The organism is Streptomyces sp. NPDC002867 (assembly GCF_053591895.1).
In genome coordinates, this window is record NZ_JBSFUR010000002.1 from 133,472 (window position 1) to 149,052 (window position 15,581).

Annotated in this window: 12 protein-coding genes; 10 read left to right on the forward strand and 2 right to left on the reverse strand. The window is 68.7% G+C overall.

The window, feature by feature from the left end:
- Positions 1-248: 248 nt before the first annotated feature.
- The 3 genes from ACWD0A_RS02185 (at position 249) to ACWD0A_RS02195 (ending at position 3,453) form a co-directional block, all read left to right on the forward strand.
- Positions 249-965, forward strand: coding sequence for a helix-turn-helix transcriptional regulator (locus tag ACWD0A_RS02185; protein ID WP_451293753.1), 717 nt, complete (start codon positions 249-251; stop codon positions 963-965).
- Positions 966-1,024: 59 nt separating this feature from the next.
- Positions 1,025-2,107: an inositol-3-phosphate synthase gene (locus ACWD0A_RS02190; protein ID WP_307714566.1), complete on the forward strand. Its 1,083-nt coding sequence runs from the start codon at positions 1,025-1,027 to the stop codon at positions 2,105-2,107.
- Positions 2,108-2,184: 77 nt separating this feature from the next.
- The gene (locus ACWD0A_RS02195; RefSeq protein ID WP_451293755.1) at positions 2,185-3,453 is read left to right on the forward strand and encodes an MFS transporter; all 1,269 of its coding nucleotides are present in this window, start codon (positions 2,185-2,187) and stop codon (positions 3,451-3,453) included.
- 93 nt (positions 3,454-3,546) lie between these two features.
- Here ACWD0A_RS02195 and ACWD0A_RS02200 read toward each other — a convergent pair whose 3' ends face one another.
- Positions 3,547-5,013 carry a CCA tRNA nucleotidyltransferase gene (locus ACWD0A_RS02200; protein WP_451293757.1) on the reverse strand — a complete coding sequence of 489 codons (1,467 nt, stop codon included), beginning with the start codon at positions 5,011-5,013 and terminating at the stop codon, positions 3,547-3,549.
- A gap of 182 nt (positions 5,014-5,195) precedes the next feature.
- Here ACWD0A_RS02200 and ACWD0A_RS02205 point away from each other — a divergent pair, with 182 nt between their 5' ends.
- The 7 genes from ACWD0A_RS02205 (at position 5,196) to trxA (ending at position 14,702) form a co-directional block, all read left to right on the forward strand.
- Positions 5,196-7,547: a DUF6049 family protein gene (locus tag ACWD0A_RS02205; RefSeq protein WP_451293759.1), complete on the forward strand. Its 2,352-nt coding sequence runs from the start codon at positions 5,196-5,198 to the stop codon at positions 7,545-7,547.
- A 44-nt stretch (positions 7,548-7,591) separates the two neighbouring features.
- Positions 7,592-9,739, forward strand: a complete 2,148-nt coding sequence (gene murJ, locus ACWD0A_RS02210) for a murein biosynthesis integral membrane protein MurJ (RefSeq protein ID WP_451293761.1) — start codon at positions 7,592-7,594, stop codon at positions 9,737-9,739.
- A 120-nt stretch (positions 9,740-9,859) separates the two neighbouring features.
- Positions 9,860-11,596 carry a serine/threonine protein kinase gene (locus ACWD0A_RS02215; protein ID WP_451293763.1) on the forward strand — a complete coding sequence of 579 codons (1,737 nt, stop codon included), beginning with the start codon at positions 9,860-9,862 and terminating at the stop codon, positions 11,594-11,596.
- 24 nt (positions 11,597-11,620) lie between these two features.
- Complete coding sequence (gene sigM / locus ACWD0A_RS02220) at positions 11,621-12,325, forward strand: RNA polymerase sigma factor SigM (protein ID WP_177149314.1); 705 nt, start codon at positions 11,621-11,623, stop codon at positions 12,323-12,325.
- The gene (locus ACWD0A_RS02225) at positions 12,322-13,221 is read left to right on the forward strand and encodes a hypothetical protein (RefSeq protein ID WP_451293765.1); all 900 of its coding nucleotides are present in this window, start codon (positions 12,322-12,324) and stop codon (positions 13,219-13,221) included. Before sigM ends, ACWD0A_RS02225 begins: the two co-directional genes overlap by 4 nt.
- Positions 13,222-13,345: 124 nt before the next feature.
- Positions 13,346-14,320 (forward strand): thioredoxin-disulfide reductase, encoded by a 975-nt coding sequence (gene trxB / locus ACWD0A_RS02230; RefSeq protein WP_451293767.1) that lies wholly within the window; start codon positions 13,346-13,348, stop codon positions 14,318-14,320.
- 49 nt (positions 14,321-14,369) lie between these two features.
- Entirely contained in the window at positions 14,370-14,702 is a 333-nt protein-coding gene (gene trxA, locus ACWD0A_RS02235; RefSeq protein ID WP_177149317.1) for a thioredoxin, read from the forward strand.
- 78 nt (positions 14,703-14,780) lie between these two features.
- Here the strand turns inward: trxA and ACWD0A_RS02240 are convergent, their stop codons facing one another.
- On the reverse strand, positions 14,781-15,398 hold the full coding sequence (locus ACWD0A_RS02240) for a GNAT family N-acetyltransferase (RefSeq protein ID WP_307714556.1): 618 nt from the start codon (positions 15,396-15,398) through the stop codon (positions 14,781-14,783).
- Between the last annotated feature and the right edge of the window lie 183 nt (positions 15,399-15,581).

Genomic DNA, 15,581 nt, shown 5'->3' on the forward strand with positions numbered 1-15,581 from the left:
CAGGGGCGTCACATGGTTCCCAGTGGTCTGCATGCCGCACAGACTACGCACGGTCAAAACCCACCGAGGGTCGAAGTTCACCCCATTTCAGGCAACTCACCGCCGACGAATTGACGATGTGACGCCGCTCACGAAGGGCCCCCTTGTCGCATGCGAAGCGCCGCTCTATCGTGCTGATGTATCGAGTCGATACATCAGCACGACACATCGGACCGGCATACGGGCACCGACGGGCGAGGGAGGCGACAGTGAGCAGACGCTCAGGCATCCTCGAGTTCGCCGTCCTCGGCCTGCTCCGCGAAGCCCCGATGCACGGGTACGAGCTGCGCAAGCGGCTCAACACCTCGCTGGGAATCTTCCGGGCCTTCAGCTACGGAACCCTCTACCCCTGCCTCAAGACGCTCGTCGCCAACGGCTGGTTGATCGAGGAACCGGGAAACGCACCCGAGGACGCCCTCGCCGCATCGCTGGCGGGGCGCCGCGCCAAGATCGTCTACCGGCTGACGGCGGAAGGTAAGGAGCACTTCGAGGAGCTGCTCTCGCACACCGGCCCCGACACCTGGGAGGACGAGCACTTCGCAGCCCGTTTCGCCTTCTTCGGCCAGACGGAGCGCGAGGTGCGGATGCGGGTCCTGGAGGGCCGCCGCAGCCGGCTGGAGGAGCGCCTGGAGAAGATGCGCGCCTCTCTCGCCCGCACCCGCGAGCGCCTCGACGACTACACGCTCGAACTGCAGCGGCACGGCATGGAGTCCGTGGAGCGCGAAGTGCGCTGGCTGAACGAGCTCATCGAGAGCGAGCGGGCGGGGCGGGAGCAGCGACGGCCCTCCCCCGAGAGCACCGCTCAGCAGGACAACACATCTGGAGCGACGGGCGGCCTGCCCCGGCACCAGGGCGACGAGTCATCCGGAGGGACACCTCCCGACGGCTCCACCCCGCCGGATCCGTCCGACGACACCGCCAAGTGAGGCCCTGCGCTCCGCAGGGTTTCATCCGGAATACCGAGATCACACAGGGAGCAACCGGAATGGGTTCGGTTCGCGTAGCCATCGTCGGCGTGGGCAACTGCGCCGCCTCGCTGGTGCAGGGCGTCGAGTACTACAAGGACGCCGACCCGGCAGCCAAGGTGCCGGGTCTGATGCACGTCCAGTTCGGCGACTACCACGTTCGTGACGTCGAGTTCGTGGCTGCCTTCGACGTGGACGCCAAGAAGGTCGGCCTCGACCTCGCGGACGCCATCGGCGCCAGCGAGAACAACACCATCAAGATCTGCGACGTGCCGGCGACCGGCGTCACCGTGCAGCGCGGCCACACCCTGGACGGTCTGGGCAAGTACTACCGCCAGACCATCGAGGAGTCCACCGAGGCCCCGGTCGACGTCGTCCAGGTCCTCAAGGACAAGCAGGTCGACGTCCTGGTCTGCTACCTGCCCGTCGGTTCCGAGGACGCTGCGAAGTTCTACGCGCAGTGCGCCATCGACGCCAAGGTCGCGTTCGTCAACGCCCTCCCGGTCTTCATCGCCGGCACCAAGGAGTGGGCGGACAAGTTCACCGAGGCCGGTGTCCCGATCGTCGGCGACGACATCAAGTCGCAGGTCGGCGCCACCATCACGCACCGCGTGATGGCGAAGCTCTTCGAGGACCGGGGCGTCATCCTGGACCGCACGATGCAGCTGAACGTCGGCGGCAACATGGACTTCAAGAACATGCTCGAGCGCGAGCGCCTGGAGTCCAAGAAAATCTCGAAGACGCAGGCCGTCACCTCGCAGATCCCGGACCGCGAGATGGGCGAGAAGAACGTCCACATCGGCCCGTCGGACTACGTGGCCTGGCTGGACGACCGCAAGTGGGCGTACGTGCGTCTCGAGGGCCGCGCCTTCGGTGACGTCCCGCTGAACCTCGAGTACAAGCTCGAGGTGTGGGACTCCCCGAACTCCGCGGGTGTCATCATCGACGCCCTGCGCGCCGCGAAGATCGCCAAGGACCGGGGCATCGGCGGCCCGATCCTCTCCGCGTCCTCGTACTTCATGAAGTCCCCGCCGGTCCAGTACTTCGACGACCAGGCTCGTGAGAGCGTCGAGAAGTTCATCAAGGGCGAGGTCGAGCGCTAAGCGTTCGTCCCGTCCGATCGAGGAGGGTCCCCGGGTCATCGGCCCGGGGACCCTCCTCGTATGTGACGCTTGCTCGCATGCCCGCTGTACGTGATCTGCGCGTACTACTGCGCCTGACCGACTTCCGCCGACTGCTGACCGTCCGACTGCTCTCCCAGTCGGCTGACGGTGTCTACCAGGTCGCTCTCGCCACGTATGTGGTGTTCTCCCCGGAGAAGCAGACCTCGCCGGCCGCGATCGCCTCCGCCATGGCCGTCCTGTTGCTTCCGTACTCCTTCGTGGGCCCCTTCGCCGGCGTGCTCCTCGATCGCTGGCAGCGCCGACAGGTCTTCCTCTACGGCAATCTCCTGCGCGCCCTGCTCGCAGGCTGCACGGCGCTGCTCATCGTGGCCTCGGTGCCGGACTGGCTCTTCTACGCCTCCGCGCTGTCCGTCACGGCCGTCAACCGGTTCGTGCTGGCGGGGCTCTCGGCCGCCCTTCCTCGTGTGGTCGACGCAGACCGGCTCGTCATGGCCAACTCCGTGTCACCCACCGCCGGGACGCTCGCCGCCACCGCGGGCGGCGGGCTGGCCTTCCTGGTCCGCCTCGCCGTCGCCGATTCCGATGCCGTGGTGGTACTGGTCGGGGCCGCGCTCTACCTCTCCTCCGCCCTGGCGTCGCTGCGCATGGGGCGCGAACTTCTCGGTCCCGATCCGGAGCTCGTCCAGCCGCGCCTGCTCACGGCGATCGCGTCCACGGCTCGCGGGCTGCTGGACGGCCTGCGGCATCTGACTCAGCGACCGCCCGCTGCCCACGCCTTGGCGGCGATGGCCCTCATGCGGTTCTGCTACGGCGCGTTCACCGTGATGGTGCTCATGCTCTGCCGCTACGCGTGGACCGATACCGAATCCGACGGACTCGCCCTCCTCGGCCTGGCACTCGCGGTCTCGGGTGCGGGGTTCTTCGCCGCCGCCGTACTGTCGCCCTGGGCGATCGGGCGCCTCGGACGGAACGGCTGGATGGTCGGATGCGCCGCGGCGGCAGCCGTCCTCGAACCGGCGCTGGGACTGCCCTTCGCTCCCGGGCCGATACTGGTCGCCGCTTTCGTTCTGGGTCTCGTCACCCAAGGAGCGAAGATCGCGACGGACACGATCGTCCAGACCGCCACGGACGACGCCTTCCGTGGCCGGATCTTCGCTCTCTACGACATGTTGTTCAACGCGGGCTTCGTCGGAGCGGCCGGCATCGCGGCCCTCATGCTGCCGCCGGACGGCAGGTCGGCTCCGCTCATCGGCCTGGTCGCGGTCATCTATGCAGGGGTCGCCGTGATGCTGGCGCGCTGGAGGCGTACGGGGGAGCTGGTCTAGCGAAAAGCGGTGGGGGCGGTGTTTCACGTGAAACACCGCCCCCACCGTCTTGAGGGCGCGATGTTTCACGTGAAACATCGCGCCGTTTCACGCTCAGCCCTGTGCCGCCCACCACTCCTTGAGCGCGGCAACCGCGGCATCGCGCTCCATCGGTCCGTTCTCCAGACGCAGATCGAGAAGGAACGCGTACGCCTTACCGATCACCGGACCGGGGCCGACGCCCAGAATCTCCTGGATCTGGTTGCCGTTGAGGTCCGGCCGAATCGCGTCCAGCTCCTCCTGCTCCTGCAGCTGGGCGATGCGCTCCTCGAGACCGTCGTAGGCCCGGGAGAGCGCAGTTGCTTTCTTCTTGTTCCGGGTCGTGCAGTCCGAGCGGGTCAGCTGGTGCAGCCGCGACAGCAGCGGCCCGGCGTCCCGCACGTAGCGCCGCACCGCCGAGTCGGTCCATTCGCCTGTCCCGTAGCCATGGAAGCGCAGGTGCAGCTCGACCAGCCGCGCGACGTCCTTGACCATCTCGTTCGAGTACTTGAGCGCGGTCATCCGCTTCTTCGTCATCTTCGCGCCCACCACTTCGTGGTGGTGGAAGGAGACGCGCCCGTCCTTCTCGAACCGCCGCGTCCTCGGCTTCCCGATGTCATGGAGCAGCGCCGCCAGCCTCAGCACCAGGTCCGGTCCCTCGTCCTCGAGGCCGATCGCCTGGTCGAGCACGGTGAGCGAATGCTCGTACACATCCTTGTGCCGGTGATGCTCGTCGCTCTCGAGGCGGAGTGCCGGCAGCTCGGGCAGTACGTAGTCCGCGAGCCCGGTGTCGACGAGCAGCCCCAGTCCCTTCCGGGGGTGCGCGGACAGCAGCAACTTGTTCAGTTCGTCACGCACACGTTCAGCGGAGACGATCTCGATGCGCTGCGCCATCGCCTTCATGGCGGCCACCACGTCGGGTGCGACCTCGAAATCGAGCTGGGCCGCGAACCGGGCGGCGCGCATCATCCGCAGCGGATCGTCCGAGAAGGACTCCTCAGGAGTGCCGGGCGTTCGCAGCACACGGGCCGCAAGGTCCTCCAGGCCGCCGTGCGGGTCGATGAACACCTTCTCGGGAAGGGCGACGGCCATGGCGTTCACCGTGAAGTCCCGACGGACGAGGTCTTCCTCGATGGAGTCGCCGTAGGACACCTCGGGCTTGCGCGACGTCCGGTCGTAGGACTCCGACCGGTAGGTGGTCACTTCGATCTGGAAGCGCTGCACCTCGTCACCGACGCGGCCCTCCTTCTGGGATCCGACCGTGCCGAAGGCGATGCCGACGTCCCAGACCGAGTCCGCCCACGGGCGGATGATCTTCAGTACGTCCTCGGGCCGAGCGTCCGTCGTGAAGTCGAGGTCGTTGCCGAGCCGACCGAGAAGTGCGTCACGTACCGAGCCGCCGACCAGGGCAAGGCTGAACCCGGCCTCCTGGAAACGGCGGGCAAGGTCATCGGCGACCGGGGACACCCGCAGCAGTTCGCTCACCGCGCGGCGTTGCACCTGGCTCAGGGCAGTGGGGTTGTCTTCATTGGCGTTCGGCACAACAGAAAAGGGTACGTGCCCCGGCCGACCGGAGCGCCCCCGTTTACGGCGGCCCGCGGAGCCCCTTGCGATCTTGTGATGCAGTCCGCGGCACTTCGACCCAGCGCGCATCGTTACCATGCCTGGACGCAAGAACCAGAGAACCACCACCGGCAAGCAGACGACGAGGGACGGGCGAGCGCGTGGCCGAGGCGGCAGACTTCCAGGGGATGCGTACTTCTCCTGCCCGCCGGTGGCTGCGTCGCTCAGCCTCGCTGCTCACCGGCGCACCACTCGTGGCCGGGCTGCTGTGCGGCCCCGCGGCGCCGACGGCGCATGCCGCGGAGGACGCCACCGGGTCACGGACCGTCGATGTGTCTCTCGACACGTTCACGCCGGCGACACCGGGCGAGAAGGACACGATCACCATCTCCGGCACGGTGATCAACGAGGGCAAGCAGACGATCACCGACGCGCACGTCGATCTGCGGGTCGGGCACAAGCTCTTGGGCAGAACGGCCATCGATCGCGCCGCCGAGCGCACCGGCTACGACCCGGGCCTCGACGGTGCGGAGGTGGACGACAAGTACTCACTCGAGATCCCACGCCTCGCCTCCGGCATCAGCCATGACTTCCGGCTGTCCGTACCGGCCGACGAACTCGACCTCGACGAGGACGGTGGCGTCTACCAGCTCGGCGTCTCGCTCTCGGGACAGACCACGCATCTGCCGTTCGACCAGGTGCTGGGCATCGAGCGGACCTTCCTGCCGTGGCAGCCGGAGGCGCCGGAGAAGAAGACCCGCCTCACGTATCTGTGGCCGCTCATCTCCTCCACGCATCTCACCTCCGAGACGGGCTCCGACGAGCAGCAGACACCGGTGTTCGAGGACGAGTCGCTGGCGGCCGAGCTGTCCACCGGCGGGCGGCTCGACCAGCTCGTCTCCCTCGGCAAGGAGCTGCCGGTCACCTGGGTCATCGATCCGGACCTGCTGGCCACCGTGGACGCCATGACCCGGAATTACCAGGTCAAGAAGGGGAACACCACGGTCCAGGGCAAGAACCAGGCCGTGGCCAAGCGCTGGCTGAGCGATCTCCAAGCCGCGGTTCAGGACCGCAAGGTCGTCGCCCTGCCGTTCGCCGATCCCGACCTGGCCTCACTGGCGCACCGCGGCAAGTCCGTCTCCGGATCGCTCAGCCATCTCCAGCCGGCCACCGAGGTCGCCGCGACGACGGTCGAGACGGTCCTCCACGTGAACGCGTCGACCGACTTCGCCTGGCCCGTGGAGGGCGCGATCGACTCGTCGATCGTCGATGTGGCCACATCGGCCGGTGCGCACAACGTGATCGCCCGCAGTGACAGCCTCCAGGACAACCTGGGCTACACACCCACGGCGGCGCGGCCCATCGGCGGTGGCACGACCGCGGTCGTCGCCGACTCACGGCTCTCCAAGGCCTTCCAGGGCGACATGAGCCGGTCGGACACCTCGACGCTCGCCGTCCAGAAATTCCTCGCCCAGTCGCTCGCCGTGACGCACCAGGCCCCGGACAAGCAGCGCAGCATCGTCGTCGCTCCGCAGCGTGTGCCCACGGCAGCACAGGCCCAGTCCATGGCGCGAGCACTGCAGGCCCTAGGCCAGCGCTGGACCCAGCCGCTCGACCTCGTGGCGGCTGCGGACTCCAAGCCGGACGCCGACGCCAACACCAAGGTGCCCGGCACCTCCCAGTACCCGCGCAAGCTCCGTAAGCAGGAGCTGCCCGTCGAGGCCTTCCAGGACGTCCGGGGCACCCAGGAGACCCTCGACATGTTCGAGGGCATCCTCACCCAGGCGGACCGGGTGAACACACCGTTCGGCAGGGCGATCGACCGCGAGCTGTCGGTTTCCTGGCGAGGAAACCCCGTGGCGGCCCAGCAATACCGCGACGAGGTGCGGAGCTATCTGCGGGACCTCACCGAAGAGGTCCTGCTGATCGAGAAGTCGGACGTGACCCTCTCGGGCCGGAGCGCCACGATTCCGGTCACCGTGCAGAACGAGCTGGTCCAGGGCATCGACCATCTGGTGCTCCGGCTCACGTCGCACAACCCCACGCGTCTGAACCTCGACGGCGACAAGGGCGTCACCGAGCAGCAGGTCCGGATCGACGGCGGCCACAGCCAGACGGTGAAGTTCCCCGCATCGGCCAATGCCAACGGCCAGGTCCAGATGACGGCGCAGCTCTACACGCAGGACGGCAAGCTGTACGGCAAGGCCATGAACTTCACGGTGAAGGTCTCCGAGATCACACCGACGGTCATGCTCGTCATCGCCGGCGGCGTTCTGCTTCTGGTCCTCGCAGGCATCAGGATGTACACCCAGCGCAAGCGCGCTGCCGCTCGCGAGGCGGCGGGCGCGGAGTCCGAGGAAGTGCCGACGGACGACGACACCGCCTCGGACGAGGAGGAGAGCACGCGGGGTGACATCGGCAGCCCGGATCCCGGGCAGGCGAGTGACCCGGGACCGGACACCCGACCCGAAAGCGGCGACCCGTCGGGCGCTGGTGAGAAAGTGGACCGTTGAGCGATGTGTGGCCGGTCGGCCGGGGACGATGAGGTGGGGTAGTCATGAACGCGCCGTACGACGGTGATCGTGGCCAGGCGGGTGGGAACCCGCCCGGCCAGGTCCCGCCGCCGCATCAGCCCGCCCCTGAGCCCTACCAGGACCCCTACGTCCAGGACGCGTACGCTCCTGACCCCTTCCAGGCCCAGGATCTTTCGTCCCAGGACCCGGTGGCCGAGGCGCTCTACGACCGGTCTGCGCACCCTCCGCCGCCCCCCGGCACCTACCCGGAACCGCAGCCGCTCTACCAGCAGCCTCCGTCGTCCGAGTACGCCCCCGACCCCCGCGTCTGGGCACAGACGCCCCCGCCCGAGCCGGAGGGTCCCTCCCGGCACCTGCCGTACGGGGACGCCGCCGGAACCACCCAGTTCACGGGCGTGGACGACCTCGTCACCCGCGCCGGTGACAAGGAACCGGAACCCGACGCGTTCGCTCACCTCTTCCGGGACCAGCAGGCCTCCGGTCGCCCGGCCCCGGCACCCGAACCCGCCCCGGCGGCGCCCGCGCCTCCCAAGAAGCCGGCAGGGCGGGCCTCCGGTCTGCTGAAGTCCAGCGCCGTGATGGCGGCCGGCACGCTGGTCTCCCGCCTGACCGGGTTCGTGCGCAGCCTGGTGATCACCGCCGCCCTGGGCGCCGCTCTCCTCGGTGACACGTTCACCGTCGCGTACACCCTGCCGACGATGATCTACATCCTCACCGTCGGCGGCGGACTCAACTCGGTCTTCGTGCCGCAGCTGGTGCGCGCGATGAAGAACGACGAGGACGGCGGCGAGGCGTACGCCAACCGCCTGCTCACCCTGGTGATGGTGGCGCTCGGCGCCATCGTCGCCATCGCCGTGTTCGCCGCACCGCTGCTGATCCAGCTGATGTCGGACACGATCGCCGGCGATCCGGCGGCAAACAGCGTCGCCGTCAGCTTCGCCCGGTACTGCCTGCCCACGATCTTCTTCATGGGCATCCATGTCGTCATGGGCCAAATCCTCAACGCTCGCGGCAGGTTCGGCGCGATGATGTGGACCCCGGTCCTCAACAACATCGTCATGATCACGACGTTCGGCCTCTTCATCTGGGTGTACGGCACCTCGGCCGAATCGCAGATGGGTGTCCAGACGATTCCGCCGGAGGGTGTCCGCCTGCTCGGCGTCGGAACGCTCCTCGGCCTGGTCGTCCAGGCTCTGGCGATGATTCCGTACCTGCGAGAGACCGGCTTCCGCTTCCGTCCGCGCTTCGACTGGAAGGGCCACGGTCTCGGCAAGACGGTGAAACTGGCCAAGTGGACGGTGCTCTTCGTCCTCGCGAACCAGGCCGGTGTCCTCGTCGTCACCCAGCTCGCCACCGCGGCGGGCCAGGCCTCGGGCAAGCAGGGCGCGGGCTTCATCGCCTACACCAACGCCCAGCTCATCTGGGGCATGCCGCAGGCCATCATCACGGTCTCCGTGATGGCCGCCCTGCTGCCGCGCATCTCGCGCGCCGCCCACGACGACGACCCGGGCGCCGTGCGCGACGACATCTCCCAGGGTCTGCGCAACAGCGCGGTCGCCATCGTCCCGGTCTCCTTCGCCTTCCTCGCGCTGGGCGTTCCGATGTCCACGCTGCTGTTCGCGTCCACCGGCCAGGAGGCCGCACGGGGCATGGGCTTCATCCTGATGGCCTTCGGCCTCGGCCTCATCCCCTACTCCGTTCAGTACGTCGTCCTGCGCGGCTTCTACGCCTACGAGGACACCAGGACGCCCTTCTACAACACGGTCATCGTCGCGGCGGTCAACGCCGGGGCATCCGCCCTGTGTTACGCGCTGCTGCCCGCCCAGTGGGCGGTCGTCGGCATGGGCGCCTCCTACGGTCTCGCCTACGCGGTGGGCGTCGGGGTCGCCTGGCGGCGGCTCAAGAAGCGCCTCGGCGGCGATCTGGACGGCTCTCACGTGATGCGGACCTATGCACGCCTCTCCATGGCGTCGGTGCCGGCCGCGGTCGCGGGCGGCGCGGCAGCCTTCGGCGTCATGACGGGACTGGGCAGCGGCGCGGGCGGCTCGTTGGTGGCGCTGGTCGCCGGTGGAGCCGTACTGATGGGCGTCTTCCTCGTCGCGGCGAAGAGGATGCGCATCGAGGAGCTCAACGCCATGGTCGGCATGGTCCGTGGCCGTCTCGGCCGCTAGGACGGACCGGCCCTGGCACAACCTTCGTCGGACGCCGCGTGTCGTGCATAGCGTCCGACTGTGGGCACAATTGGCATGGCGTTTGAATATGGCGCAACGGATGGGGAGGCAGGAACGACGGTGGCGGAACGTAGCACGGCTGCCGTCGACGTGGCCGACAACGGCGGGGACGAACCGCTGACCGCGCAGGCGGGCAAGGCCACGACCGACGGGGCGGCAGAATCCCAGAAGACTGCGGAGACGACCGCACCGGAGACGGACGGCGAGGGGGAGACCGGGACGGAGGGCAAAGACCTCTCCCTGTCGACGCCCGAACTGCACAGTGGCCACAAACTCGCCGGACGCTACCGCCTGGAGGAGTGCGTCACCCGTCTGGACGGTTTCAGCAGCTGGCGTGCCGTCGACGAGAAACTGCGCCGAGCCGTCGGCGTCCACCTCCTGCCCGCGGACCATCCCAGGGCCCGTTCCGTTCTCGCTGCCGCCCGCTCATCGGCTCTCCTCGGCGATCCGCGCTTCGTCCAGGTCCTCGACGCCGTCGAGGAGAACGACCTGGTCTACGTCGTCCACGAATGGCTCCCCGACGCCGTCGAGCTGACCACGCTGCTGGCTTCCGGGCCTCTCGAACCGCACGACGCGTACCAGCTCGTCGAGCAGGTGTCGTTGGCCATGGCCGCGGCCCACCGTGAGGGGCTCGCCCATCTGCGGCTGACCCCTGGCGCGGTTCTGCGGACCTCCACCGGCCAGTACCGCATCCGTGGCCTCGCGGTGAACGCCGCACTGCGCGGCATCTCCGCCGACCGCCCCCAGCGCACCGACACGGAGGCGATCGGCGCCCTGCTGTATGCCGCGCTCACCCAGCGCTGGCCCTACGAGAACGATGCCTACGGCCTCTCCGGGCTTCCCAAGGGCGTCGGCCTCGTCGCACCCGACCAGGTGCGTGCCGGCGTCCATCGGGGACTGTCCGAGCTCGCCATGCGCGCTCTCGTCAACGACGGTGCCACCGCCTCCCGCCAGGAGCCGCCGTGCACCACGCCCGACGAACTGGCGAAGGCGGTCGCCGCGATGCCGCGCATCCGCCCGCCGGAGCCGGTCTTCACCGCGCCCCCGGAGTACCAGCGCACCACCTATCAGCAGGGCAACTACGGGCGCACCGCCGTCCGGCCGGGCATGGGTGTCACGCAGGTGTCGCCCACACCGCCCGCCCCACTGGAGAGCCGCACGGGCACGGCGCTGAAGTGGGCCGTGTCCGCGCTCCTCATCGCGGCCTTGGGGCTCGGAAGCTGGCAGGTGGCCGACAAGCTGCTGGGCCAGGAGCAGGGCACCCAGGAGCCCAAGACCTCGCAGACGTCCGTCACGGGTGGCGAGAACGAGAAGCCCAAGGCTCCCGTCCCCCTGAGGATTCAGGCGGCCCAGGAGTACGCCCCGGACGGATCCCCCCAGAACGCGGGGGATGTGGGAGCGACACACGACGGCGACAGCACCACCTACTGGCGGACCAAGAGCTACTTCGACGGACCGGAGTTCGCTCCGTCGGTGAAGCAGGGTGTGGGCATCGTCTTCGACCTGGGTGCGGAAAAGGACGTCTCCAGCGCGTCCATAGCGTTGCGCTACGGCGGAGATCACACCACGATCAGCCTCTACGCAGCCGATTCCCTGTCCCCGTCCGGCCCGGTGAGCTCCATGACGCAGATCACCTCCGGACAGACCAGCGGATCGGCTCTGAAGTTGACGGCCAAGAAGCCGGTGGCGAGCCGCTATGTCCTGCTCTGGATGACCGCGATGCCGTACTCGTCGAAGGACGAGTTCAGCGGCACCGGTTACAAGCAAGGCATCACGGACGTCACGTTCACCGGCTGACAGAAGCGGGGAGGGGGCTCACCGTTGGACGACGCCACACTCGGCGACGCGAGCGACCAGGATCTGCTGGCCCGCCATGTCTCCGGTGACCCCGACGCCTTCGGCGAGCTCGTGCGGCGCCACCGCGACCGGCTGTGGGCCGTGGCGCTGCGCACGCTGGGGGACAGGGAGGAGGCTGCGGACGCGGTCCAGGACGCCCTCGTTTCCGCCTTCCGCGCCGCACACACCTTCCGCGGCCAGTCCGCCGTCACCACGTGGCTGCACCGCATCACCGTGAACGCCTGCCTCGACCGCGCCCGCAAGGCGGCATCCCGTAAGACCTCTCCGGTCGACGACACGGAGCGCCTGGAACAGCTGCTGGAGCCTCACGAGTCCGCCGAGGCTCCAGCCGAGCGCCAGGACCTCCATCGCCAGCTCCTGGCCGCGCTGGCCACACTGCCGCCGGACCAGCGGGCCGCGCTCGTCCTGGTGGACATGCAGGGATACCCCGTCGCGGAAGCCGCACGGGTCCTCGACGTACCCACCGGGACGATCAAGAGCCGGTGCGCCCGGGGCCGCGCCCGGCTGCTGCCCATGCTCACCCACCTCCGTGCGGAGCGCGGGGATAACCCCGACGTCAGCGGGGGAAGGAACCGGACGCCGGGGACATCCGTCCCACCGGAGTCGGGAGCACGAGACACAGGGCCGAACGGGCCTGCGGCTGTGAAGGGTGGAGGTGGGCGCGCGTGACATCCTCGACCGACAGGGCCGGCACAACACAGCACCCGGATGTCTCGGAGATCTCCGACCTCACCGAAGGTGTCCTTTCCCCCTCGCGTGCTGCTGAGATCCGCCTTCACCTCGACGACTGCTCCCTGTGCGCAGATGTCCGCAGCTCACTCGAAGAGATCCGCGGCTTGCTGGGGACGCTGCCCGGCGCCAGCCGGATGCCGGCCGACATCGCCGGCCGGATCGACGCCGCCCTCGCTGCCGAGGCCCTCCTGGCCGCCAGCGCCCCCTCCGAGCCCGCGCATGTTTCACGTGAAACGGCGCCGCCCCCGTCTCCCGCTGAGGCGACCGCCCCCGCCGCCGACCGCCCCTCAGGCCACTCGCGTGCCGCGACCGGCCCCGGCCGTAACCGTCGGACCCGCCGCCGCCGCGTGGCCGTGCTCGGCGCCGTGTTCGGCGCTGCCGCCGTCGGGGTCAGCGTCATGCTCCTCCAGTCGGTGCAGACGCAATCGGGGAGCGACTCCAGCACCAAGGAGGCCAGCGTCAGCGCCGACACCGGAGAGTTCTCCGGGGCGCCCCTCCAGGACCGCGTGCACACGCTGCTCGCTGCGGACACCCATGCCGAGCCGAGGATCGAGAAAGTGCCGCCGCTCGACACCGAGTCCTCCACCGTCTCGCCCAAGAGCTCACCCGAGACCTCGGTGCCTGCATGCATCCAGCAGGGGACCGGCCGGTCCGATCGCCCCCTCGCCTTCGAGCAGGGCCGCTATGCGGGGGTCGACGCCTACCTCGTCGTGATGGCGCATCCCACCGACGAGACGCGGGTCCAGGCGTACGTCGTCGATGCCGCCTGCGTCGGCAAGGCAGCCGCCGGCCCGGGAAACCTGCTGCATTCGGAGTCCTACCCTCGCAACTGAGACCTTGCCTGTGCCGCTCCGACGCCCCGGGAATGCAAGCCCCGTAGGATCCGTTGGGTGGGGTGAGATCCTGTAACCCGCCCCCGTAGGCAGTAGGCAGTCTGCAGAGACGAGGAAGAAACCCGTGAGCGACGTCCGTAACGTGATCATCATCGGCTCCGGGCCCGCGGGCTACACGGCCGCGCTCTACACCGCGCGCGCGTCGTTGCAGCCGCTGGTGTTCGAGGGGGCCGTCACCGCCGGTGGCGCGCTGATGAACACGACCGATGTGGAGAACTTCCCCGGCTTCCGCGACGGCATCATGGGTCCGGACCTGATGGACAACATGCGCGCCCAGGCCGAGCGCTTCGGCGCCGAGCTCGTCCCCGACGATGTCGTGGCCGTCGACCTCACGGGCGAGATCAAGACCGTCACCGACACCGCCGGAACCGTGCACCGCGCGAAGGCCGTGATCGTCACCACCGGCTCGCAGCACCGCAAGCTGGGCCTGCCGAAGGAGGACGCCCTCTCCGGACGCGGCGTCTCCTGGTGCGCCACCTGTGACGGGTTCTTCTTCAAGGACCAGGACATCGCCGTCATCGGTGGTGGCGACACGGCCATGGAGGAGGCCACCTTCCTCTCCCGCTTCGCCAAGTCCGTCACGATCGTCCACCGCCGTGACACGCTGCGCGCCTCCAAGGCGATGCAGGAGCGCGCCTTCGCCGACCCGAAGATCTCCTTCGCCTGGGACAGCGAAGTCGCGGAGATCCACGGGGACCAGAAGCTCTCCGGTCTGACCTTGCGCAACACCAAGACGGGTGAGACCTCGCAGCTCGCCGTCACCGGCCTGTTCATCGCCGTGGGTCACGACCCCCGCACCGAGCTCTTCAAGGGCCAGCTCGAGCTCGACGACGAGGGCTACCTCAGGGTCGACGCGCCGTCCACGCGCACCAACCTGCCCGGTGTCTTCGGCGCCGGTGACGTCGTCGACCACACCTACCGTCAGGCCATCACGGCCGCCGGCACCGGCTGCTCCGCCGCCCTGGACGCCGAGCGTTTCCTCGCCGCCCTCTCGGACAGCGAGAAGGTCGCCGAGCCCGAGAAGACCCCTGTGGTCTGACCCCCGCACCGCACTCCCCTACACCCCGCAAAGAAGTAAGGAGGACGCCGTGGCCGGCGACCTGAAGAACGTGACCGACGACTCCTTCGAAGAGGACGTCCTCAAGAGCGACAAGCCCGTCCTGGTGGACTTCTGGGCTGCCTGGTGCGGCCCCTGCCGCCAGATCGCGCCGTCCCTCGAGGCCATCGCGGCCGAGCACGGCGACAAGATCCAGGTCGTGAAGCTCAACATCGACGAGAACCCGGCCACCGCTGCGAAGTACGGCGTCATGTCCATCCCGACGCTGAACGTCTACCAGAACGGTGAGGTCGCCAAGACCATCGTCGGCGCCAAGCCGAAGGCCGCAATCGTCCGCGACCTCGAAAGCTTCCTCGGCGAGTAGTCATCGCCTCGACGTTTCACGTGAAACATCGAATGGGCTCACCCCCGACATGGGGGTGAGCCCATTCTCATGTCGGCCTCACAGCGGCCGGAGCGCCGGCTCCTTCTGCACCGCGCCCAACAGCCGATCGAGCGCCAGCTCCACGTCTTCCTTCCAGGAGAGCGTCGTCCGCAGCTCGAGCCGCAGCCGGGGATGCGTCGGATGCGGACGCACCGTCTTGAACCCCACCGCGAGCAGATGGTCGGCCGGCAGGACGCACGCGGGCTCCTTCCAGCGCGCATCGCCGAACGCCTCGATGGCCCGGAATCCCCGCCGCAACAGGTCCTTGGCGACGGTCTGGACGATCACCCGCCCCAGTCCCTGTCCCTGATACCCGGGCATGACCCAGGCGGTGATGAGCTGCACCGCGTCCGCGGAGACGGGACTCGTGGGAAAGGCCATCGACCGGGGCACATAGGCCGGCGGTGCGTAGAGGACGAAACCGACCGGAGCGTCGTCGACATAGACGACACGGCCGCACGAGCCCCAGTCGAGAAGGACCGCCGAGATCCAGGCCTCCTTCTCGAGCTGCGGAGTCCCCGCCTTTACCGCTGCTTCGCCGCTGACCGGATCAAGCTCCCAGAAGACACACGAACGACAGCGCTGGGGAAGGTCCGAAAGGTTGTCGAGCGTGAGCGGTACGAGTCGGCGCCCCATGGAGACTCACCCTCTCTTGCCTGATCTGCCGCGCTCCGCGCGGCTGCCAGCGCGCTCCTCTCCCGAAGCAGGCTGCTGACGAATCCGCCTACTGCCCCAAGTCCCAAACCGGCTGTCACCAGTTGGCTGCGGCTCACCGCTCGCATGGCCCCCGCCCTCCCTCTGAGGTGGCTCAAGGTGGAT

Excerpts from the sequence above, each read along its gene's own strand:
- ACWD0A_RS02195 (WP_451293755.1), top strand. The coding sequence starts at position 2,185 with ATGCCCGCTGTACGTGATCTGCGCGTACTACTGCGCCTGACCGACTTC.
- ACWD0A_RS02240 (WP_307714556.1), bottom strand. The coding sequence starts at position 15,398 with ATGGGGCGCCGACTCGTACCGCTCACGCTCGACAACCTTTCGGACCTT.
- ACWD0A_RS02190 (WP_307714566.1), top strand. The coding sequence starts at position 1,025 with ATGGGTTCGGTTCGCGTAGCCATCGTCGGCGTGGGCAACTGCGCCGCC.
- murJ (WP_451293761.1), top strand. The coding sequence starts at position 7,592 with ATGAACGCGCCGTACGACGGTGATCGTGGCCAGGCGGGTGGGAACCCG.